The sequence below is a fragment of the Pseudoalteromonas sp. P1-25 genome (genome assembly GCF_001401805.1).
In the GTDB taxonomy this organism is placed as follows: domain Bacteria; phylum Pseudomonadota; class Gammaproteobacteria; order Enterobacterales; family Alteromonadaceae; genus Pseudoalteromonas.
The window spans coordinates 83,527-103,998 of sequence record NZ_LKDW01000004.1; the positions used below are offsets into that span (position 1 = coordinate 83,527).

Below are 20,472 nucleotides of genomic sequence, written 5' to 3' on the forward strand. Positions count from 1 at the left end.
ACGTTAGCTGAATTTTATTCCATTTATATTATTCCTTTTCTATCAATATTTTTCAGTAAGCATTGGCAACTGTGTTAGTTTGATCGTCACAGTGCTTATATTTATTTTAAAAAGTAATTACCTGACTATAAATTAATTAAGCGAATTTATATAAAATAGAAGTGATATTTCATCCTATAATATCTTGTTGTTTTAAGTAGGTCTCAGCCTCATCAGTATGGGGCTTAAATGCCTTCCAACGGCCGATTGCTTTGTTGTTAAGTGGTTGGCGTACTTGTACTTTACTGGCTGTAGATACTGGCGCGGTGTTTAAATGAAAATCTATACATTGTGCTTGCCACTCTAAATTACAAAAGCTAACTAGCTCTTTAATTTGCTGCTCGGGCTTTGCGACTAATTCTTCGTATTTTACTAATTTTATATTGTTGTGCAGGGCGCTAAAGTGCTGCATAAGTTTGTAAAAACGGCTATAAAACTTGGCTGTGTCGAGCAAGTCTAAGGAGTAAGCATAATACGGGTTATTTATTGTAAATAACTGGCGGTAGTTACCAATGCAGGTGTCCATGGGATCGCGCAGCATACAAATAATTTTAGCGTTTGGCAGCGCTTTAGTAATTAAGTCGATATAAAAAAAGTTAAACGGGAGTTTATCTATAAAGTGTTTATGGCTGCCAGTGGTTACGCGTGTTGCGTTTAAATAGGTTGTCCCAAGCTGATTAAAATCAAGCTCATACGCTTTAGTGAGTGTTTGAGTATCGAGTACATGGGGTGTTTGAGTTTGGCTGAGCTTTTTAACGCTAAGGCCAAAGTCTTGTAATTCACCGGCTGATTGTACGTCGCTGTGGCTCGATAAAATACGGTCAACCAATGTAGTGCCAGAGCGGGGCATACCTAATACAAAAATAGGCTCTGGTGTTGGGTTACCCTGTGTGAGCGCGTGTTTATGCTGCTCGCTTAAATGTTTAATGTGTTCAAATAATGCGGCTGATCTTTTATGATCAAACGGCTGCGTAGCGCGTTTAGCCGTTTTACCTTGCTCTAGGCTGTTAAACGCATTATCAAACTTGCCTATGTCTTGGTACTCTTTTGCAAGTGCGTGGCCAATGTGTAGTTTTGCATCGGGATGAGTGATTTGCTCAGCTACGGTTTTTAAGCGCGCTATATGATTAGATTGCGCAGTGGCTTTGGTTAAGTCACTTAATGCAAAATGGCTTTGATGGTGCAGCGGGTTTAGCGTAATGGCGCTTTCAAATGCATTTTGGGCTTGTTCAAATTGGCCTAAAAATTTAGCGCTCACTCCTAAATTATAATAAAACTGAGGTTGTGGTTTATTTGCATGGTTAGCCAGTTCAATTGCGCAGTTAAAGTAATTTAGGGCCTCTTTGTGTAGGCCTGCTTGTGTAAGTGCAACACCTAGGGTGTCGGCATCAAGCGGCTTTTTTATTTGCTCAACGGGTATGGCTAAAGCGGTGTTTTTGGCTTTAGTTAGCTCGCCTGTAATTGCGTAACACTTTGCAAGTTGGGCGCTGTATTCAATACTTTTACCAAAGCTAAGGGCTTTTTCTATAAGCTTTATGGCTTTGTGTATTTGCCCTACGCGTAAATTAACCATGGCCAGTAAAAAGTAGCCATCGGCAAAGTCGCTTTTTTGCGTTACTAATTCAACTAACGCTTTATGAGCAAGCTCAATATTGCCTTGGTTTAAATGTTTAATTGCACTTTGATGAAGATGTTTTAAATTTGGCTGCATTGTTTAATTTTTATTATTTAGTTACGCGTTTATAAAGAAAAAAGGCTCAAATAAATTTGAGCCTTACAACATTGTTTAAAAGTGACTATAAATTATATTTCAAATTTGTAGTTAAATTTAACGCCTACCGTAAGCGGGCGGTTAACATAGTGGCCGTAGTTACGCTGTATGTCAGCACCGTTTGCAGTTGTTATGTCTGCATCTGAGCGACGAACCGATGTAAATGCATATTTATTAAATAGATTATCAACATAAAGAGTTGTTGACCACTCATCGGCTGTTAACTTAGCAGAAATATTACTTAAGCTATAACCTGGTAGTGTTTCACCGCTGTCATGCAAACCTACTTTTGAAAGTACATCGCTTTGCGCGGTTAAACCGTAGTTAATATCAAGGGTTTTGTCGCTAAATACATCTGTTTGGTAGTTTACACCCATTGAGAACTGATGCTCTGGCGAGCCCGGTAAACGGTCGCCGTCTTCTGCGCCATCTGTGCCATCGGCGTTAAATAAAAATGGTGCATCTGAGGTTAGCTCTGCTTTTGTATATGCATAAGTTGCGTACACGGTAAACGAGTCAGATAAAATGGCACGGGTAGATAGCTCAACCCCTTTTGCGTTTGCACTGCCTGCGTTTGAAAGATAAGTTAATTGGCCTACATCAGTAGCGCCCGTAATTTGTGCATCATCCCAATCTACGTTAAATAACGCGGCGTTAAAGTGTAGCTGGCTTTTAAGCCAGGTGCTTTTAAAGCCTAACTCGTAGTTTGTTGTAGTGTCGGCTTCAAATAATAATTCGTCAGGTTTACCACAGCCTGTTTGTTGATCTTCAGGGATTGGATCTGGGCAAGACACTAAACCGTTTGAGCCGCCAATTCTAAAGCCTTCACTCACTGTTACATAAGCCATTACTGAATCAGTAAATTGATATTTAGCATTAAATTTAAATAAGTTACCGTTATCGCCGGCTTTGTCTTTTTCGTAAGCAACGGTGATTGCATCAGGGTCTGCATCGCCATAAAGAGTATTTGCAAGCGGGAAGTCAAAAGCCGCTTGCGACTCTACATCGTATTCGTAAAAACGTGCACCGATAGTAATATCTAACTTTTCGTTAACTTGATAGCCAACTTCACCAAATAGTGCGGACTCAGTAACTTCACTTTTTGTAAGCTCTAAGTATTCTAATGAGTCAGGTCTTAGCTGCGCGCCGCCAAAGTTATCGATAGCGAATTGGTCAAACCCAGGTGTAAACTCTCTGCTTGATGCTTCTGTTTCGGTTTTGTTGTAAAACGCGCCTACAATCCAATTTAGGTCGCTGTCGCTTTGCGATACTAAACGCAGCTCTTGCGTAAAGGTATCTTCTTCATCAACCTCTCGGGTAAATGCTGAGAATGAAGGGAACTCTTCATAACCGTAATCAAGGCGAATAAGTAAATCGGTTTGGTCGCGTTGGCCGTCGGCATCAAAGCTCGAAATACCGGTTGCCGATACAAGCTCTGCAAAACCTAAGTCGGCTTTTAGCTCGAGGCTTAGTAGTTGATCTTCTTTTTCGCGCGGCTCTTCATAACGATAAGCCGACTCGTACTTACCTACAATATCGCTTAAACCGTTATCATCGTTTAGGCTGTTGTAATGAACAATTGAACGGCCTTCGCTGTCTTGGTTTTGATAAAAGTAATTAAGCGTTCCTTCAAATGTTTCGCTTGGTTTGAAGCGTACCGAAATGCGCCCAGTCGTGGTGGTTTCGCCGTTAGCATCTTCAACATTTTTAATATTGTTGTTTACTTCGTCGGCGTTGCTCCAATCAGGGTCCGGTAGCGATACACCTGGTTCGCGCACTGTATAAGCATAATCAATAAAGCCTGGGTCTTCGTATACGTTTAAGCTTGCACGTACAGCTAATTTATCTTCAATAATTGGCAGGTTAACAATAAAGCCACCTTCGCCGCCTAATGAGTCACTTTCTTGGGTTTGAAATAGGTCACCAAATACTTCTACTGAGGTAAAATCAAGCTCTGGCTCTTTAAGCATGTAGCGAATTGCACCGCCGAGTGTTCCAGCGCCATATAATGTGCCTTGTGGCCCAATAAGTACTTCTACGCGTTCTATGTCGACTAAACGCATATCTACTGACACTGGAATTTCGTTAACGTATGTGGCTACGGTACCACCATCTGATGAGGGACCTGACGAGTTTGTATTTAAACCACGTACAATAATAGGCGAGCCTGAGCGACCACCTTGATCGGTAATTGTTAAACCAGGCACCCAACGCGCTACATCGGCTAGTTCGCCAATGTTTTGATCTTTCATTACATCGGCATCAAGTGCGGTAATGTTTAGCGGTGCATTTTGTACAGAGCCGCTGCGTCTGGTTGCTGTAACTTCGATTACTTCGAGCGATTTGTTTTGAGCGGTAACTTCTTCTTGCGCCACTGCAGAATTAGAAAATATAAATGCGCCAGATACAGCGCTCGAAATAGCCAAGGCTAGTAAGCTTGGTTTAAACATAAAAAGTGATCCCCAGATTTAAAATTTAACACCAGTTAATGTAGGTTAATTAGTTTATCAGGGAGTTAAAGTGGTGGGAATGCTAAAATGAATTTTAATTCACTTTTTTAGAATAAATATAGGTTAGCTTTAGCGGGAGATAATATAAATATGTATAACATCCAAACAATTGGCTAATTAAGGTACAAGCGAGCATGTTTTACTCGTTGAGTAAATGTAAATAGCAGCTCGCATTGGTTTATTACCTAAATGTGTTAATACAGTTAAAAAACCTATAAGGCCCTGTTGAATATTTTACTAAACAGCATTTATTCACGTTTTAGCACTATAAAAGTGAAGTTTGATCCCCATTAACCCTTCATACCGTAAGCTATAGCATTTCGTACTAAAGTACGCGTATTAAGGAATATTTATGAGTCAATTATTCTCACCTTTAAAGCTCGGTGAACTCACTCTAGACAACCGTATTATTATTGCGCCTATGTGCCAGTACTCAGCACACAATGGAGCTGCCAGTGATTGGCACACCATCCATCTCGGGCAATTGAGCTTAAGTGGTGCAGGGTTATTAATATTAGAGGCCACCGCGGTAAACCCAGAGGGGCGCATTAGTTACGGCGATCTAGGGCTTTGGAACAGCGAAACTCAGCAAGCATTAGATAAAAGTTTAAAAGCGGTTAGACAATATAGCCCTATGCCTATTGGTATTCAGCTTGCGCATGCTGGGCGTAAAGCATCTACAGAAAAACCATGGGATGGTGGTGGCGCATTAAACCCAACGGATGAAAACGGCTGGCAAACGCTCGCGCCTTCAGCAGTTGCGTATGACGATAATAGCCCAGTCCCCAAAGCCATGAGCCAATCCGACATAGACTCATTAATTAACGACTTTGTTAGCGCGGCTAAACGTGCTGATGAGCTGGGCATTAATTTAATTGAGCTACATGCTGCACATGGTTATTTGTTACACCAGTTTTTATCACCTTTAAGTAACAAGCGCGATGATGAATATGGCGGTAGTTTGCAAAACCGTATGCGTATTGTGCTAGACGTATTTAATGCTGTGCGCGCAGAGTTTAACAGTAGCAAACCCGTGGGTATTCGTATTTCAGCGACTGATTGGGTTGAAGGTGGTTGGGATTTAGATCAATCAATAGCGCTTGCCAAGGCACTTGATGAGCTTGGCTGCGATTTTATGCACGTAAGTACAGCAGGGCTAAGCCCAAAACAGCAAATACCAGTAAAACCTAACTTTCAGGTGCCATTTGCAACGGCTATTAAAAAGGCCGTAAGCATGCCTGTTATAGCCGTTGGTTTAATTACCGAGCCACAACAAGCCGAAAATATTGTTAGCGAGCAGCAAGCAGACGGTGTGGCCCTTGCCCGTGGTATTTTATATAACCCGCATTGGCCTTGGCATGCCGCAGCCGAGCTTGGCGCAACTGTTAAAGCACCAAAGCAGTATTTGCGCTCTAGTCCGCATGGGCAGCCTTCACCTATTAAGTAACTTATATTTTTACATTTACCATGGCTACCCGCTGCATTTATTTGCAGTGGGTTTTATTTTTATAAATTAGAGTGTTTCATGAACCAAACTGCTGCACACCCTGTGCAAATAAGTAATACCTTAGTGAGCATTATTGCGTTGTGCTGTGGCCTTATTGTGGCAAATATTTATTATGCCCAGCCAATCATTGAGTTATTAGCGCCCGATGTTGGCTTAAGTGCACATAGCGCAAGTTTTATTGTGTCGCTTACTCAAATTGGTTATGCGTTAGGACTGTTTTTTTTAGTGCCATTGGCTGATTTAGTCGAAAACAAACGCTTAATGCTAATTACTTTAGCGATAACATTTTTAAGTTTAATAGGCGCAGGTTTGGCGCAAAGCCCGGGAGTAATGTTAGTTTTATGCTTACTCGTTGGGGCAAGCTCTGTATCGGTGCAGGTATTAATACCGCTTGCTGCGCATTTATCGTCAGATGAAAAACGCGGGCAAGTACTGGGTAATATAATGGCGGGGCTGTTATTGGGTATTTTATTAGCGAGGCCAGTTTCAAGCTTAATAGCCGATCACTTTGGTTGGCGAGCTGTATTTTACTTTGCCGCAGGTTGTATGGCATTTATAGCCAGTGTTATCTATTTTGCGATACCGAGCAGGCAACCAACACAAAATACAACGTACTTTAAGTTATTAAAATCGCTTAAGCAGCTAATAATACAGCAGCCAGTGCTGCGTCAACGGGCGCTGTATCAAGCGCTTATGTTTGCCTCTTTTAGCTTATTTTGGACCAGTGTACCGGTTGTATTAGCCAGAGAGTATGGTTTATCGCAAACACACATCGCGCTCTTTGCGCTTGTTGGGGCCGCAGGCGCTATTGCGGCCCCCATTGTTGGGCGTTTAGCCGACAAAGGCTATACACATCAGTTATCGTTATTGGCAAAAGTGATTGCCGCAGCGTGCTTTTTACCCAGTATATTTGAGCTACCACAAGGCGTGATTATTTTAGCGCTTACGGGTATGTTTATTGATTTTGCTGTGCAGGCAAATATGGTGCTGGGTCAGCGAGTGGTATATTCATTAGAGCCACAAAGCCGTGCTCGCTTAAACGCCATTTACATGACCAGTATTTTTGTAGGTGGGGCGCTTGGCTCGTTAATGGCAAGCCCATTATACGAAGCTGGTGGCTGGCAAAGCGTGGCGTTAGTAGCAGCGGGTATGCCAGTTATATCACTAATCGGCTATTTAATAACAAGTAGAAAGTAGCGCGGTATAAATCATAAAAGGGTTTATTATTTAAAAGGCCAGCGCAGTTATGTGCCGGCCTTTTTACAGAAGCGATTATTGTTTTTTAACACTCGAAAATGAGCTACCCACCGAGGCTATAATCACCAATAAAATAGCCAACCATTGCCACAGGGTTAATAACTCGCCAAGTATAATAAACCCAGCAAGAGCAGCAAATGCAGGCTCTAAACTTAGCATAATACTAAACCCTTGAGCGGGCATATTGCGCAGGGCAACCATTTCAAGCGTATAGGGCAGCGCGCTTGATAAAATAGCAATGCCAATGCCCAGCGGTATTACACTCCATGTAAACGCACTGCTTTGTAATATGCCGCCATAAGGTACAAGTACAATGGCTGCAACAGTCATACCCAAAGCAACCGTTGCGCCGCCCGAGCTTTGCGTGCCTGTTTTTTTACCAAATAAAATATAGGCTGCCCAACAGGCACCAGCACCTAGCGCAAGTACTACGCCTATTGGGTCTAGGCTCTCTTGGCTGCTCATATCCGGTAGTAATAGTAAAATACCCGCAATGGCACACGCTACCCAAAACAAGTCGCGCTTTGCGCGTGAGCTAAATAACGCCACAGCGAGTGGGCCGGTAAATTCAAGCGCAACACCTATTCCTAAAGGGATACGCTCTATGGCGTAATAAAATAAAATGTTCATTCCGCCTAAGCTTAAACCGTATATTACAATTGAAAGTCGATTACCTTTAGCCGGCAGCTTTTTCCATGGTTTAAATATTAAACACAGAATAAGTGCAGAAAAGCCAAGCCTAAGCGCGGTGGTGCCTTCAGGGCCTATAATCGGAAATAGCTGCTTAGCAAATGAAGCGCCAGATTGAATTGTGATCATGGCTAAAATTACGCACACAAGCGCGAGCAAAAAGTTTTTAGTGGATGATTGCATTGTTTTCCTTGGTAACAATCGTCTAGTTTTGCGCAGTGTATCTGTTTTTTATTAGCTAAGTAATAGCTTATATGGCGTACAAATTAAATTTGGGAGGGAGTAACTAATATGTGCGATGAATTTGCGTAACTACTGATAAATAACCAAAAGCAAAGGCTGGGTGCCCTTAAAATAAAAAAGCCAGCGAATAGATCACTGGCTTAAAAACGTTTAGGCTGTTTTAGTGTGTTTTGCTAGCACTTTTAACTAGGCCATCTAAAGAATAAAGGCCACGTTTTTCATCGTTTTTACGTTTGATCTCTTCAAGAGCACGTGCTTCAACAGCATCAAATAATGCATTAATTAAACGGTTAAAGTGTTTATGCATTGCCGTTCGTGCGGCGCTTGCATCGTGGGTTTGCAGCGCATTATAAATAGCGGTGTGCTCATCCATTACGCAATCGTTATTGTTTTTACACACACTGCCGTAATCAGCCACAATTTGTGAATTGTTTAAACGTAAATCCCATAAATTTGCCACCGCATACTCAAGGGCTTTGTTACGTGTAGCTCGCGCTATTATTTCGTGAAACTCTCGGTCTGCTTGTTCTACATATAAGCCTTTTTCCATGGCTATTAGCGTTTGCTTTAATTGAGCTAGTTCTTCATCGGTGATTGATTGAGCGGCAAGTGCGGCTATTTCACCTTCAATGAGTGCGCGGGCTTGGGTTAGTTCAAACGCGCTGATCTCTTTAGTTTTTACAGATGTTTCTTGTTGTTCTATTACATAGACGCCAGAGCCGGTTTTAACCTCTACGCGGCCTCGTACTTCTAATGCAATAATAGCTTCACGAATTGTTGGGCGGCTTACGTCAAACATGTCGGCAAGTTCTCGCTCTGGTGGTAAACGACTCCCAGCAGAAAACTCTCCTTGGTTTATCAAAGCTTCAACTTTATCAACAATGCGCCAAAATAAGCGACGGTTTCCCATATTCTACCTTTATTACCTTAAGGAATAGCGGCTAATAGGCCTCAATAGCCTAAACCTACTGTTATTAGCAGAGGTTACCCCAAAATTCACTATTATGTCAAAATTCTAAAGTGTTGTAACGGTCATATAATATTATAAATGAGTGTTAACCTGTTTATGTTACCAATTTAGTATAAATTTTAATAATTGGCTAGCTTGATTGGTCATGTTTTTATGTGGTAAGTTAGCTTTACTCTTTTAGTAAAGAGAAGTTAGGGCGTATTAATTATCTGTACTCGATAAAAATAAGTAAGCCGATAATTTTATATTTGCCCTAACCTTGATTGCCCACGGATGGGGGTCAACTTTAGTAAGCTTAAGCGCTTGTGTCATTAGGGTAAACGACCCCAAGCTGTTTTCTTGCGGTATCAAGTACGTTCATTACGTCGCGGGCAAGCTTATGTGTATTAACATCTGACTCTAGCTTTTTAGCGTTGGCGGTTTGTATAAAGTGCGCAACTTCGTACTTCATAAAGTGCTCATCAAACTCATCAGAAATAACTTCAACTTCTCCGCTATTAGAAACAAACTCTATGTGTTTTAACTGCGACACGGCATGTATTCGCAAACGGCCGCGCTCGCCTTGTATTTCGGTAATGTTATCGCCTTGAGAAATTTTTGAATAGCTAATAACGGCTTGTTTATCATCGTAATTTAATAATACGTCGCCTGCACCATCTACGCCCGTATCTAATAGCACACCACTGGCACTCACGCGCTGTGGGGCGCCCCAAAGCGCGATGAGTAGGTAAAGTGGATACACGCCTAAATCGAGTAAAGCGCCGTTGGCAAATTCGGGTAAAAAGGTATTTGGACGCTCGCCGTTTTTGTATTTATCGTATCGTGATGAGTATTGACTGTATTGCCCAATAAACTTGCGCGGTGTACCAATTTTTTCAAGCGCACTTTTAAGTCGCGCAAAGTTTGGCAAATGCGTGGTCATCATTGCTTCCATATAAAGGCGCTTATTGGCTTTGGCTGCAGTTAAAATAGCGTTTAGCTCTTGGCTATTTGCAGCTGAAGGTTTTTCGCCTAGTACATGTTTGCCTGCCTCTAGGCACATTACTGCATATTGCTTGTGTAGGCTGTTTGGCGCTGCAATGTAAACCGCATCAACATTGGGATCTTGGCATACCTGCTCAACAGAGGTGAAAATTTTTACATCGGTATTAGGGTGATTAGATAAAAAGGCTTCGCCGCTTGATTGCTTGCGAGAGCACACACCGTATAAATTAAATACAGGTAACGTATTAGCTGCGTTTAATAAGGTATCACTAATAAAATTTGTACCGACAATGACAAAGTTCATGCCTGCTCCTTAGCTTAAATAATAAGAGCCGTTACTTTAACATTTTTTAGCCCTGTATGCTTTAGGGCGTGTTGACCTTTGGTGGTTGAATTTACAGCAGTATGTTTGGTTTTTAGGCAAGGCAGAGCCTATGTAGTGTGGTTATTCCCCATAAATAGGCGATAACGCAGCATAAAGACCAAACATGCGCTGCCCTATGGGTTCTTTCTAGGGACGATTGACTCTTTGTTGCTCGATTTTTACTTAGCCCACTAGGTTACAAACCTCGCGCCGCGATTAAATCGCCCCTAGATTGAATAAATTTCAATCCACAAAGTTCGACACGCCCTAGGAGAGTCGCCAAACCAGCGTTTAACACTTGCGCATAAGGTTGCTTGTTCTTGGTAGCCTAAAAGCATTGAAATAGTGCTGATAGAATAGTGTTTTTGTAATAAATAATGCGCCGCCAGCGCACGACGTGTGGTGTCTTTGAGCTTTACAAAACTGGTGTTATGTTTTGCCAATTCTCGGTGCAAAGTACGTGGGTGCATGTTAAGAGCCGCGGCGATAGTTTGATTTGAACACTGATAAATAGGCAGCATTGGCCTTATTAATGCACTTACTTGGGCAGGCAATGAATGGCTATGCGCACCGCGTTTAGCTAAAAAGCTTAACGCGGCATCGGTTTTATTGAGGCTACTGTGGCTAAGTTTAATTGATAAATCGGCTTTGTTTATTACAATGCCCGCGCTATTACGATGCTCTATTACTTTACAGCCAAAATAGGTTTTGTATGCGTGTGTATTAGCAGGTAGCTTTTGCGGTAAAAATACAGTGCGGGGCTTGCACTGATTATTACTTAATTTCTTAATTATGCTCATGGCTAAGCCTAACGTCAGCTCTATCGCTTGGTTTATTTGTGGTAGTGGCTTTAAGTTAAATTCAAATGATAAAAATAAGGTATCGTCATTATCTAATGCGTGGGTTGTTAAACATAATGCTGGACTGTGTAAGTGTAAATATTTTACAACCCAATCGAGGGCTTCTTTTAAGTCAGTGCCACTTTTAGCGGCTATGGCTATGTGGCCCCAAATATCAAAGTTTTGTTTATTTGCCAATTTAAGTCCAAAGCTTGGGCAGTTAAGTGTGTGGCTGCAGTATTCTAATAAGTTTGCGTAGCTGAGGTAGGGTAAATAGAGGTTTTCGAGGTTGTTAAAGTCGACATTGACCTTACATTTTTCCAGTATGCTTGCTGGCTCTGCTCCAAGCTCTTTAATTAACGAATCGATTGAATATAAAGAGGTGGCACGTATTGGGCTGCTCATACACTGGTACTGTAAATTAAGGGGGTGTCTAAAAATATCAAGTTTTGTGGCATTAATCTATGCACTATAGTGTTTTGTGCAGTGTTAATTTAAAGGTGCCTATGGTTAAGCAGACATTCGATTACATTATTATTGGCGCAGGCAGTGCAGGATGCGTGCTGGCTGCACGCCTATCAGAAGATCAGCATATAAGTGTATGTTTAATCGAGTCGGGCGGGAGCGATAAGAGTGCTTTAGTACAAATGCCCGCGGGTATTGCGGCCAGTGTGCCATATGGCATAAATAGTTGGCATTATAATACGGTACCGCAAAAGGCGCTAAATAACCGATGTGGCTTTGTGCCACGGGGTAAAGTACTTGGTGGGTCTAGCTCTACTAATGCCATGGTGTATATACGCGGTAATAAATACGATTACGATAATTGGGCAAAAAATGGTAACCCTGGATGGGACTATAACAGTTTATTACCGTACTTTATAAAAGCCGAAAATAATAAAACATTTAATAACGCGTTACATGGCACGCAAGGGCCATTGCATGTACAAGAGCTAACTGAGCCAAGTGCTGTAAATGACTGCTTTTTAAACGCCTGTGTTGAGCAGGGTATACAGCTAAACGAGGATATTAATGGCGCTGAACAACATGGAGCGCGGCTTTCGCAAGTTACGCAACATAATGGTGAGCGCTGTAGTGCTGCTAAGGCGTACTTAACACCAAACTTAAACAGGCCAAATCTTAGCGTGTATACCCACAGTCACGTTAACAAAATTATAATCAATAACAATATTGCTTGCGGGGTAGAGCTTCAACAAGGCGGTAAAACCACGACGTTGTTGGCAAAAAAAGAAGTGCTTTTAAGTGCTGGGGCGATTAACTCCCCTCAGTTGTTAATGCTATCAGGCGTTGGGCCTAAAGCACATTTAGAGGCGCATAACATTGCGCTTAAGCATGCACTGGAAGGCGTTGGGGCTAACTTGCAAGATCACCTAACTGTGGTGCCTTTGTGTAAAACAAATACAGCAAAAGGCACCTTTGGGGTAAGCGTTAAAGGCGCTGCAAGTATTATTAAAGGATGTGCGCAGTGGTTTAATAAACGTAGGGGAGTGTTAACCAGTAATTTTGCTGAGTCGCATGCGTTTATTAATGTGTGGGATAATTCGCCCGCGCCAGATATTCAACTTGAGTTTGTTATTGGGCTGGTGGACGATCATAGCCGCAAGCTTCACCGAGGTCATGGCTATAGTATTCACAGCAGTATTATGCGCCCCAAAAGCCGAGGGACAATAAGGCTTGCCAATAGCAATCCACGCAGTGCGCCACTTATCGACCCTAATTATTTAAGCCACCCAGATGATTTATCGCTTATGCTTGCGGGGCTTAAAAAAGCGTTACACATTTTGCAAAGCAGTGCCTTTGATAAAATTCGGGGCAATATGGTTTACCCGCTTGATGTAAACAACGATGCCCAACTTATAGAGTTTATACGCCAAACGGCCGATACCGAATACCACCCTGTTGGCACTTGTAAAATGGGTAACGACAAAATGGCGGTAGTCAATAGTAAGCTACAAGTTCACGGTATACGCAGCCTAAGGGTTATTGACGCTTCGATTATGCCAACCATAGTAACAGGTAATACAAATGCGCCGGTTATCGCCATTGCTGAAAAGGCCGCTGATTTAATTAAATTGAGCTATAAAACAGGGTTATAAGGTGCGGTTGTAAAAGTCAGTAAGCCACGCCTGCCAGTCATCTTCTAGTTTAAGCATTTGTTGATGCTTTTTAGCGTTAAGGTGTTTGTTTTCATCTTCGGTGGCAATAAAAGGGCCTACCCGACAAAGCGAGCAATAATTTTCATCTAAGTACGCAGGTTTTTTAAGGTGAGTGCTTAGCTCGTTTATGTGTAGCGAGGTTGCTTTAGGCGTAAACACATACGTAATGCCGCTGGTGTCTTTTACGTGCTTATCACGGTCTACATTTCTTATTTTATAGCCATCGAACTGGTTAATATCAAAAGACATTTGGCCCGCGTATTTAGCTTCAAGGCCAATACTTAAGCTGCCTTCAATATTCCACTCGCGGTAGGGCTTTACATCTTTTGAGGTTATGTAGCATAGCATAGGGCCGCTTTTGTCGAGCGCATAATGGTTTGCATATTTAATAAATTGATGAAGCAGGGCACGATTAAGCACGTTCATACTGGTTTTTTGCGTGTTGCTTTCAAATGCTTCGCGCCCTACAAAGGCAGGAATAAGCGGAAACTGAAAAATAACCAGATCAAAGCTGTGTTGGTGGGCCGCTAATTCTTGCCAACATAAAGGGTCAGTTACATCAAAGCTATTAATAACTTTAACATTGCATTTTTTTAAACTACTGAGCGCATTATGTTGGTATTTTTGCTCTATTGTTTCGGCGCTATCATAAGTAGATGCGACTAACTTTGTCGGTTTTATATGGTTAACCACCGCATGTGAGAACGATAGATCGCCATCGCCTACGGTGAGAATTCGCCAATTAGGATTTAAATACATAACTTAATTAGGTGTGTGAGAGTTTTGATCTGAACTTTGCGCATGTTGCGCTGTATTAGCACCCTGCAAACGATAAAACGCAAGGCGTGTTTTGAGCCCTTCAATGGCTATTTGTTTTAAAATTAAATTAAAGGTAATTAAAATAGCAAACACAATATGAACAGGGCCATGTGTAAAACCCGCTTCTGGGTTATAAAGCGTAAGCCCAAACAACATAAATAATACCACTAACAGTATTTCTATTAATTGATTTGAGTAAAAGCTGAGCCGGCCTTCATTTTTGTGATCTTTTTTAATGCTAATAGCGCAAAAAAACGGAATAACTTTAATTTTAAAAGCGGCGTTTTTTTCTACGTAGTTTTCGCCAAGCTCGTTAAGCTGCTGGCGTAATGTATCAATCATGGTGCGTCCTTAAATAGCAGTGCGCGGATGTTACACTATTACGCCTAGTAGGTTAAGCAGCGCAAGGTTATTTTGGGTAAAGGCTCATACCAATGGTGAGTATGTGGCACACAAATACCACAGAAGTAAGAATAAAGCGCATTTTTTGATAATCACGATGGTAGGTTTGCCATTGTGGTGTGGCTTTCTCAAAGATAAGCACTAACCAAAAACTTGCCCCTAACCAGGCAAGCGCCCACACCAGCGGAATAAACGATAAAAATGGTATGGGTATAACGGGCAAAACCGCTTTAATTGCATCGCCGTAACTTTGCAATCCAGCGCGCCATAAATTGCCCGCCATAAATGCCAATATGGCAATGCTATAAAAAGTAAAAAACTCAAGATTAATACTGTTGCTACCAAACATAAGCGGCCACGCTACACAGCCTAAAAAGGGCAGTAACCCCAAATAGCCAAGTTGAATATGATTAACAAATTTTTCCATTACAGCATGCCTTATGTTTGTATGTTTTAAGCTCCGCTATTGTAGCAGTATTCTTATCACTTATAGCTAACTAATCACTTACGAATAGTACAGCCAGATAGTTCAATCCTAAAAATCGATTGTTTTAATCTAAACAATCAATTTTATTTAATTTATCAATGGGCTTATTGTATTAATCAAGCCAGCAGAGCTAGCCGATAAATTTAGCTTTGCTTGGTAACTTAAATTAATACATTAAATATAAATGAGGAATACTATGAGCACTTCATTGATCAACACAAAAATTCAACCTTTCAACGCAACTGCATACCACAATGGTGACTTTGTAGAAGTGTCTGAAAAAGACGTACTAGGTAAGTGGTCAATCTTCTTCTTTTACCCTGCAGATTTCACATTCGTATGTCCTACTGAACTTGGCGATGTTGCTGATTACTACGAGCAACTACAAGAAATGGGCGTAGAAGTTTACTCAGTATCAACTGATACTCACTTTACGCACAAAGCATGGCATGACACGTCAGACACCATTGGTAAAATTAAATTCCCAATGATTGGCGACCCAACTGGCCGTATTACTCGCAGCTTCGGCGTTATGATTGAAGAAGACGGCCTTGCACTTCGTGGTACGTTTGTAATGAACCCTGAGGGCGAAATCAAAGTAATCGAAACGCATGACCTAGGCATTGGCCGTAGCGCTAAAGAGTTAGTACGTAAAGTACAAGCTGCACAATACATTGCAACGCATGACGGTGAAGTTTGCCCTGCATCTTGGCAGCCAGGTGAAGACACACTTGCTCCTTCACTAGACCTAGTTGGTAAAATCTAAATACAGGTTTACCCACTTTTATAGGGGCAGGCAACTGCCCTTAAACCAACATCATTTCGTTTGTTGGTGCCTCCTATTTCAACTCGGACTCATTAGCACATGCATTAGTTGGCATGGGAGGCTTGCTGTTTAAATTTTCCTAAAAAGGGTTAAGCCATGTTAGATAACAACATTAAAAATCAATTAAAAAGCCATTTTGAATCGCTTACTCAACCTGTTGAGCTGCTTATTGCCTTGGATGACAGCAAAAAATCAGCAGAAGTAGAAAGCTTAGCAAACGATTTAGCTTCGCTAAGTGACAAGTTCACGGTAGTTAACAACCCAGACTCGAGCGCACGTCGCCCATCTATGGTTGTGCATTCACCTGAAAAAAACACCCACATTACGTTTGCTGGCGTACCTATGGGCCACGAATTTACAAGTTTAGTGTTAGCGCTTTTACACACTGGCGGTCACGCAAGTAAAGCCAAAAGCGAAGACATTGAACAAATACAATCACTCGAACAAGAACTTAATTTTGAAGTATACATAAGCTTAAGTTGCCAAACGTGCCCGCAAGTAGTGCAAGCGCTAAATACAATGGCCGCAACAAACAGCAAAATTAAAGCGACAATGATTGACGGCGCACTATTTCAAGATGAAGTGGAAGAGCGCAATATATTAGCAGTACCCGCTGTGTACTTAAATGGCGAACCATTTAGCCAAGGTGCATTAAGCTTGACCGACATTTTAAATAAAGTAGACACGAAGGGCGCAGCTAAGCAAGCTGCAGCACTAAGTGAAAAAGATGAGTTTGATGTACTTGTCGTAGGTGGTGGCCCTGCGGGTGCCTCAGCCGCTATTTATTCTGCTCGTAAAGGTTTAAACACCGGTATTGTAGCCGATAGATTTGGTGGTCAAGTTGCCGATACGTTGGCTATCGAAAACTTTATTTCGGTTAAAGCCACTGAGGGTCCAAAGCTTGTTGCTCAGCTAGAAGAGCATGTTAAGGAATATGATGTAGATGTAATGCATAACCAACGCGCAGCAGGGCTTGGTCGCGGTACTAATGGTTATGAAATTACCCTTGAAAACGGTGCGACTTTAAAAGCTAAATCGTTAGTACTTGCCACCGGTGCACGCTGGCGTGAAATGAATGTACCTGGCGAGCAAGAATACCGCGGCCACGGTGTCGCTTACTGCCCGCATTGTGACGGCCCTTTATTTAAAGGTAAGCCAGTTGCCGTTATAGGTGGTGGTAACTCAGGTATTGAAGCGGCAATCGACTTAGCCAACATTGTAGAGCATGTAACTGTACTCGAGTTTGCTGATACGCTGCGCGCTGATGAAGTACTCGTTCGCAAAGCGAATAGCTTAAGTAACATTACTATTATTAAAAATGCACAAACCACTGAAGTGGTAGGCGATGGTAAAAAAGTAACCGGACTTAATTACACTGACCGTGTAACAGGCGAGGAAAAATCATTAGCACTTGCAGGTATTTTTGTACAAATAGGTTTGATCCCTAATACCGAATGGTTAAAAGAGAGCGACCTTACACTAAGCAAATTTGGTGAGATAGAAATTGATGCTAAAGGCGCAACCTCGTTACCGGGCGTTTATGGTGCGGGTGATGCGACAAATACGCCATTTAAACAAATCATTATTGCAATGGGTAGTGGTGCAACAGCAAGCTTAGGCGCGTTTGATTACTTAATTCGCCACAGCGAGCAAAGTAATCAAGACCAAAATGCAGCTTAATAGGCAAATCGTCTCTTGATGTAACAGCAAAAGGTACACCCAAATGCTGTTTGTTAACCCAAGCCGCCCTCTCCAAAGGCGGCTTTTTTAATGTTTATAACAATATCTCTATTAATCACAGCCACCAGAATCCCCACCGCAATCATTATTAGAGTGTGAGTTATTACTAGCATAAATTGAAGAGTCAGTGCTTGTATAAGTTGAACGGCCTTGTGATGCCTTACCACTGATAAACGTAACTAATAGCAATACGCTTGATACAATAACAACGGTTATTGATGAACCCCATTGCCCTGTAGAAATGCCTTTAAATATGGCTAACAGCAGTACAGTAAAAAGTAATGTTCTTATTATATTTCTCATAGTATGTCCTTACTAAATTAAAGCGAGTTAACGTTAGTTGTATGCTCGAGCGCATTGGCAAGCGCTTTTTCAATCTGCGGCAGCTTAAACGGTTTAGAGACAAACATATCCATGCCCGCTTGTTGGCAAGCTAACTTGTCTTGCGAGGAGGTGTTGGCTGTAAGGGCTACAATGTAGGTGCTTTCTTTAGGGCAAATACGCTGCGTTCTTAGTGTTCTGGTCGCTTCAAAGCCATCCAAAATCGGCATAATGCAATCCATAAAAATAAGGTCGTAATGCTTTTGCTTGCACTTAAAAATAGCGTCTTGACCATCAATGGCGCAGTCGGCTTTTACGTTTAACTTATCAAGAGAGGCATCAAGCACACGGCGGTTTATATCGTTGTCATCTACAATAAGCACACTGAGCGAGTGGTTGTTTAGCTCAATTTTTGATTGAATATCATCTATTATTTGTTCTTTACCAAGCTCTAGCGGAATATTAATACTGAACGTAGAGCCTTTTGTTAGCTCGCTCGTCACAGTGATTGTGCCGCCCATGTATTCTACAAGTTCTTTTATAATTGCTAGGCCAAGACCAGTGCCCCCTTTATTGTTTTTAGCATCAACCTCTTGTGTAAATGGCGAAAATAAAGACTCTAAAAAAGCGGGGGTCATTCCGCGGCCAGTATCAGAAACTGTGATACCAAGAGATAACGCATCGTTATTATTTATGAGCTGGGTGTTGAGTTTTACTTGGCCTTGCTCGGTAAACTTTAATGCGTTACTTAATAAGTTAGAGGTAATTTGGCTAAGGCGGGTACTGTCGCAAAAAGCCCAGCAGCTATCATCAATCGTATTTTCTATGATTAACTCAACACTGGTTTCTTTAAACAAGGGGGTATATAAAGAGGCTAAGTCACTAAATATGGTTTTTAGCAGTACATCGGTTGGCTCTAGCTTTAACTCACCATGATTAATTTTAGAAAAATCGAGTACTTCATTAATTATGTTAAGTAAAATGTCAGCGCTGCGTAGCGCTATTTTTATTTTTTCGTCTCGTTTTTCAGTGTTTTTTTCATCTATTAGGGTGGTGAGCATGCCTGTTATGCCATTTAGAGGGGTGCGTAACTCATGGCTAATTTTAGCAAATAGCATACTTCTATCTTCTAACATATGCTCTGCTTCGGCTTTTTTCTTTTTAAGTTCTTCTCTAAGTAATATAGATTCGGTTATGTCCTGAAATGTACCAAATAGCCTTATGCAATTGCCTTCATGAAATTCGGCTTCTCCAAAGGTCGAGATCCAAATTTCTTGGTTTTGTGCAGTAATAACCTCAAGCTCTAAATTCCACTTTTCTCCTTTGTTAATGGCATTTTCAACTGCTTGATTTATCGCATCTTTGCTTGAGCCGTCTTTGTAAAACTCAATTGCATTATCCATGATTGGCTGATAGTCATCGGCAACCTGATGTATACGTTTAGTTTGCTTACTCCAATACACTTTATTTTCGATTAAATCGACTTCCCAAGTGCCAATGTTAGCGATGTTTTCAAGCTTAGATAGGGTGTAGCTATTTTTTAAAAGCTGCTCTTTGGTGTCTATTTTTGCAAATTCAGAGCCTAGCCACTGTGCAAATAGCTCTATGTAATCGTACGCTTCGTCGCTAAATGCAGTTGACTCGTTAGGGGATGAAAAGTTAACGGTGCCAAATGTTTCATCAGCTATTTTTATGGGTGCACCAATGTAAGATTCAAGTTGAAAGTTTATGTAACAAGGGTGGTTTGCAATCGTACTTTGTGAGGCTTTATGAAACGAAAGCGCTGAGCCTGCAGATAAAGTATGAACACAATAGGTGCCGTCTAACTCAAATTGTGTACCAGTAACTAAACTGTTATCGGGTGTTATGGCGTGGAGTACTGTGTAGGTATTGGCTTCAATTTTACTAATTATTGCTATATCAAGGCTAAACACTTCTAGACCAAACGCAAGTAGACTTTTTATTTTGGAGTCAAAATCTAGTGTTTGGTTTGAGACTATATCGTGAAAACGCCTTAAAAAATTCACTGCAATTACCTTCGTTTTATTTTTATATCGCTATGCGTATCGGCAGATAGGCATAATTGTTTAGCCAGTTTGTTACAGTTTATACTAATAGAGACAAACCGTTGAAAAATTTATGAAGTAAAGACGGTTATGAAATTAATACACGCGCTTAATGGATGTATGTCATTAGTAAAATTTACCTTACTTAATATGTTGAATTAGGCGTGTATTCTGGGTTTATGTCGCCCCCGACTTCCTCCGGATCAACATCGTTAATAAGTAGTACTTCGCGCACAGCTTCAATATGGTCAAGCACCGTTTGATAGCGCTCTCCATATTCGTATTTTGTTACTTCAATCGCTTGTGGCATGTAAGTGAATGCAATTTTTAGCGCGTGTAACGCTTCTGGATTAATTTTATCGCTCATAATTTTCTCTCATATAATCAAATGTATAACGGTTAATTTTACAGCTTATTTAAGGCGTAGCCCAGTGGCTTTTAGCTTTTATTGCCTAGGCGC

At 41.3% G+C, this 20,472-nt stretch carries 17 protein-coding genes; 5 read left to right on the forward strand and 12 right to left on the reverse strand.

Translation table 11 applies throughout. The features are described 5' to 3' along the window. Positions 1-169 precede the first annotated feature (169 nt). Positions 170-1,750 carry a sulfotransferase gene (locus AN393_RS04450; RefSeq protein ID WP_055017449.1) on the reverse strand — a complete coding sequence of 527 codons (1,581 nt, stop codon included), beginning with the start codon at positions 1,748-1,750 and terminating at the stop codon, positions 170-172. Positions 1,751-1,842: 92 nt separating this feature from the next. Next, positions 1,843-4,260, reverse strand: a complete 2,418-nt coding sequence (locus tag AN393_RS04455; RefSeq protein WP_055017450.1) for a TonB-dependent receptor — start codon at positions 4,258-4,260, stop codon at positions 1,843-1,845. A gap of 412 nt (positions 4,261-4,672) precedes the next feature. Between AN393_RS04455 and AN393_RS04460 the strand changes: the two genes are divergently transcribed. Continuing rightward, positions 4,673-5,767, forward strand: coding sequence for an NADH:flavin oxidoreductase/NADH oxidase (locus AN393_RS04460; protein WP_055017451.1), 1,095 nt, complete (start codon positions 4,673-4,675; stop codon positions 5,765-5,767). Between the two features lie 78 nt (positions 5,768-5,845). Then, positions 5,846-7,024 (forward strand): MFS transporter, encoded by a 1,179-nt coding sequence (locus AN393_RS04465; protein ID WP_055017452.1) that lies wholly within the window; start codon positions 5,846-5,848, stop codon positions 7,022-7,024. Between the two features lie 75 nt (positions 7,025-7,099). On the opposite strand, the gene AN393_RS04470 is transcribed toward AN393_RS04465, so the two are convergent. The 4 genes from AN393_RS04470 to AN393_RS04485 form a co-directional block, all read right to left on the reverse strand. After that, the gene (locus tag AN393_RS04470; protein ID WP_055014469.1) at positions 7,100-7,957 is read right to left on the reverse strand and encodes a DMT family transporter; all 858 of its coding nucleotides are present in this window, start codon (positions 7,955-7,957) and stop codon (positions 7,100-7,102) included. A 220-nt stretch (positions 7,958-8,177) separates the two neighbouring features. Further along, the gene (locus AN393_RS04475; RefSeq protein ID WP_004587131.1) at positions 8,178-8,927 is read right to left on the reverse strand and encodes a FadR/GntR family transcriptional regulator; all 750 of its coding nucleotides are present in this window, start codon (positions 8,925-8,927) and stop codon (positions 8,178-8,180) included. A gap of 355 nt (positions 8,928-9,282) precedes the next feature. Beyond that, a complete protein-coding gene (locus tag AN393_RS04480) occupies positions 9,283-10,275 on the reverse strand; it encodes a Gfo/Idh/MocA family protein (RefSeq protein ID WP_055014468.1) in 993 nt (330 codons plus the stop codon). Between the two features lie 287 nt (positions 10,276-10,562). Next, positions 10,563-11,579, reverse strand: a complete 1,017-nt coding sequence (locus AN393_RS04485) for an AraC family transcriptional regulator (protein WP_055017453.1) — start codon at positions 11,577-11,579, stop codon at positions 10,563-10,565. 101 nt (positions 11,580-11,680) lie between these two features. On the opposite strand from AN393_RS04485, the gene AN393_RS04490 reads away from it, so the two are divergent. Continuing rightward, complete coding sequence (locus AN393_RS04490) at positions 11,681-13,291, forward strand: GMC family oxidoreductase (protein ID WP_055017454.1); 1,611 nt, start codon at positions 11,681-11,683, stop codon at positions 13,289-13,291. Here the strand turns inward: AN393_RS04490 and AN393_RS04495 are convergent. The 3 genes from AN393_RS04495 to AN393_RS04505 all read right to left on the reverse strand — a co-directional run bounded on the left by AN393_RS04495 (position 13,286) and on the right by AN393_RS04505 (position 14,999). Next, a complete protein-coding gene (locus AN393_RS04495; protein ID WP_055017455.1) occupies positions 13,286-14,110 on the reverse strand; it encodes a class I SAM-dependent methyltransferase in 825 nt (274 codons plus the stop codon). The two genes, AN393_RS04490 and AN393_RS04495, sit on opposite strands and share 6 nt — an antisense overlap. 3 nt (positions 14,111-14,113) lie before the next feature. Then, entirely contained in the window at positions 14,114-14,512 is a 399-nt protein-coding gene (locus tag AN393_RS04500) for a hypothetical protein (RefSeq protein WP_055014464.1), read from the reverse strand. A 67-nt stretch (positions 14,513-14,579) separates the two neighbouring features. Then, positions 14,580-14,999, reverse strand: coding sequence for a DUF3429 domain-containing protein (locus AN393_RS04505; RefSeq protein ID WP_055017456.1), 420 nt, complete (start codon positions 14,997-14,999; stop codon positions 14,580-14,582). A gap of 256 nt (positions 15,000-15,255) precedes the next feature. On the opposite strand from AN393_RS04505, the gene ahpC reads away from it, so the two are divergent. Then, positions 15,256-15,825 (forward strand): alkyl hydroperoxide reductase subunit C, encoded by a 570-nt coding sequence (ahpC, locus tag AN393_RS04510; RefSeq protein ID WP_055014462.1) that lies wholly within the window; start codon positions 15,256-15,258, stop codon positions 15,823-15,825. A 156-nt stretch (positions 15,826-15,981) separates the two neighbouring features. Further along, positions 15,982-17,565 (forward strand): alkyl hydroperoxide reductase subunit F, encoded by a 1,584-nt coding sequence (gene ahpF, locus AN393_RS04515; RefSeq protein ID WP_055017457.1) that lies wholly within the window; start codon positions 15,982-15,984, stop codon positions 17,563-17,565. 111 nt (positions 17,566-17,676) lie between these two features. Here ahpF and AN393_RS04520 read toward each other — a convergent pair whose 3' ends face one another. The 3 genes from AN393_RS04520 to AN393_RS04530 form a co-directional block, all read right to left on the reverse strand. After that, positions 17,677-17,928: a hypothetical protein gene (locus AN393_RS04520; protein WP_055014460.1), complete on the reverse strand. Its 252-nt coding sequence runs from the start codon at positions 17,926-17,928 to the stop codon at positions 17,677-17,679. A 17-nt stretch (positions 17,929-17,945) separates the two neighbouring features. Next, the gene (locus tag AN393_RS04525) at positions 17,946-19,973 is read right to left on the reverse strand and encodes an ATP-binding protein (RefSeq protein WP_055014459.1); all 2,028 of its coding nucleotides are present in this window, start codon (positions 19,971-19,973) and stop codon (positions 17,946-17,948) included. A 184-nt stretch (positions 19,974-20,157) separates the two neighbouring features. Continuing rightward, on the reverse strand, positions 20,158-20,379 hold the full coding sequence (locus tag AN393_RS04530; protein ID WP_055014458.1) for a hypothetical protein: 222 nt from the start codon (positions 20,377-20,379) through the stop codon (positions 20,158-20,160). Positions 20,380-20,472: the final 93 nt, after the last annotated feature.

Bases quoted from the DNA above. Each gene is read 5' to 3' on its own strand.
- AN393_RS04490 (WP_055017454.1), top strand. From the start codon at position 11,681: ATGGTTAAGCAGACATTCGATTACATTATTATTGGCGCAGGCAGTGCA.
- AN393_RS04495 (WP_055017455.1), bottom strand. From the start codon at position 14,110: ATGTATTTAAATCCTAATTGGCGAATTCTCACCGTAGGCGATGGCGAT.
- AN393_RS04450 (WP_055017449.1), bottom strand. From the start codon at position 1,750: ATGCAGCCAAATTTAAAACATCTTCATCAAAGTGCAATTAAACATTTA.
- AN393_RS04500 (WP_055014464.1), bottom strand. From the start codon at position 14,512: ATGATTGATACATTACGCCAGCAGCTTAACGAGCTTGGCGAAAACTAC.
- AN393_RS04485 (WP_055017453.1), bottom strand. From the start codon at position 11,579: ATGAGCAGCCCAATACGTGCCACCTCTTTATATTCAATCGATTCGTTA.
- AN393_RS04480 (WP_055014468.1), bottom strand. From the start codon at position 10,275: ATGAACTTTGTCATTGTCGGTACAAATTTTATTAGTGATACCTTATTA.
- ahpF (WP_055017457.1), top strand. From the start codon at position 15,982: ATGTTAGATAACAACATTAAAAATCAATTAAAAAGCCATTTTGAATCG.
- ahpC (WP_055014462.1), top strand. From the start codon at position 15,256: ATGAGCACTTCATTGATCAACACAAAAATTCAACCTTTCAACGCAACT.
- AN393_RS04475 (WP_004587131.1), bottom strand. From the start codon at position 8,927: ATGGGAAACCGTCGCTTATTTTGGCGCATTGTTGATAAAGTTGAAGCT.
- AN393_RS04460 (WP_055017451.1), top strand. From the start codon at position 4,673: ATGAGTCAATTATTCTCACCTTTAAAGCTCGGTGAACTCACTCTAGAC.
- AN393_RS04530 (WP_055014458.1), bottom strand. From the start codon at position 20,379: ATGAGCGATAAAATTAATCCAGAAGCGTTACACGCGCTAAAAATTGCA.
- AN393_RS04470 (WP_055014469.1), bottom strand. From the start codon at position 7,957: ATGCAATCATCCACTAAAAACTTTTTGCTCGCGCTTGTGTGCGTAATT.
- AN393_RS04505 (WP_055017456.1), bottom strand. From the start codon at position 14,999: ATGGAAAAATTTGTTAATCATATTCAACTTGGCTATTTGGGGTTACTG.
- AN393_RS04455 (WP_055017450.1), bottom strand. From the start codon at position 4,260: ATGTTTAAACCAAGCTTACTAGCCTTGGCTATTTCGAGCGCTGTATCT.
- AN393_RS04520 (WP_055014460.1), bottom strand. From the start codon at position 17,928: ATGAGAAATATAATAAGAACATTACTTTTTACTGTACTGCTGTTAGCC.
- AN393_RS04465 (WP_055017452.1), top strand. From the start codon at position 5,846: ATGAACCAAACTGCTGCACACCCTGTGCAAATAAGTAATACCTTAGTG.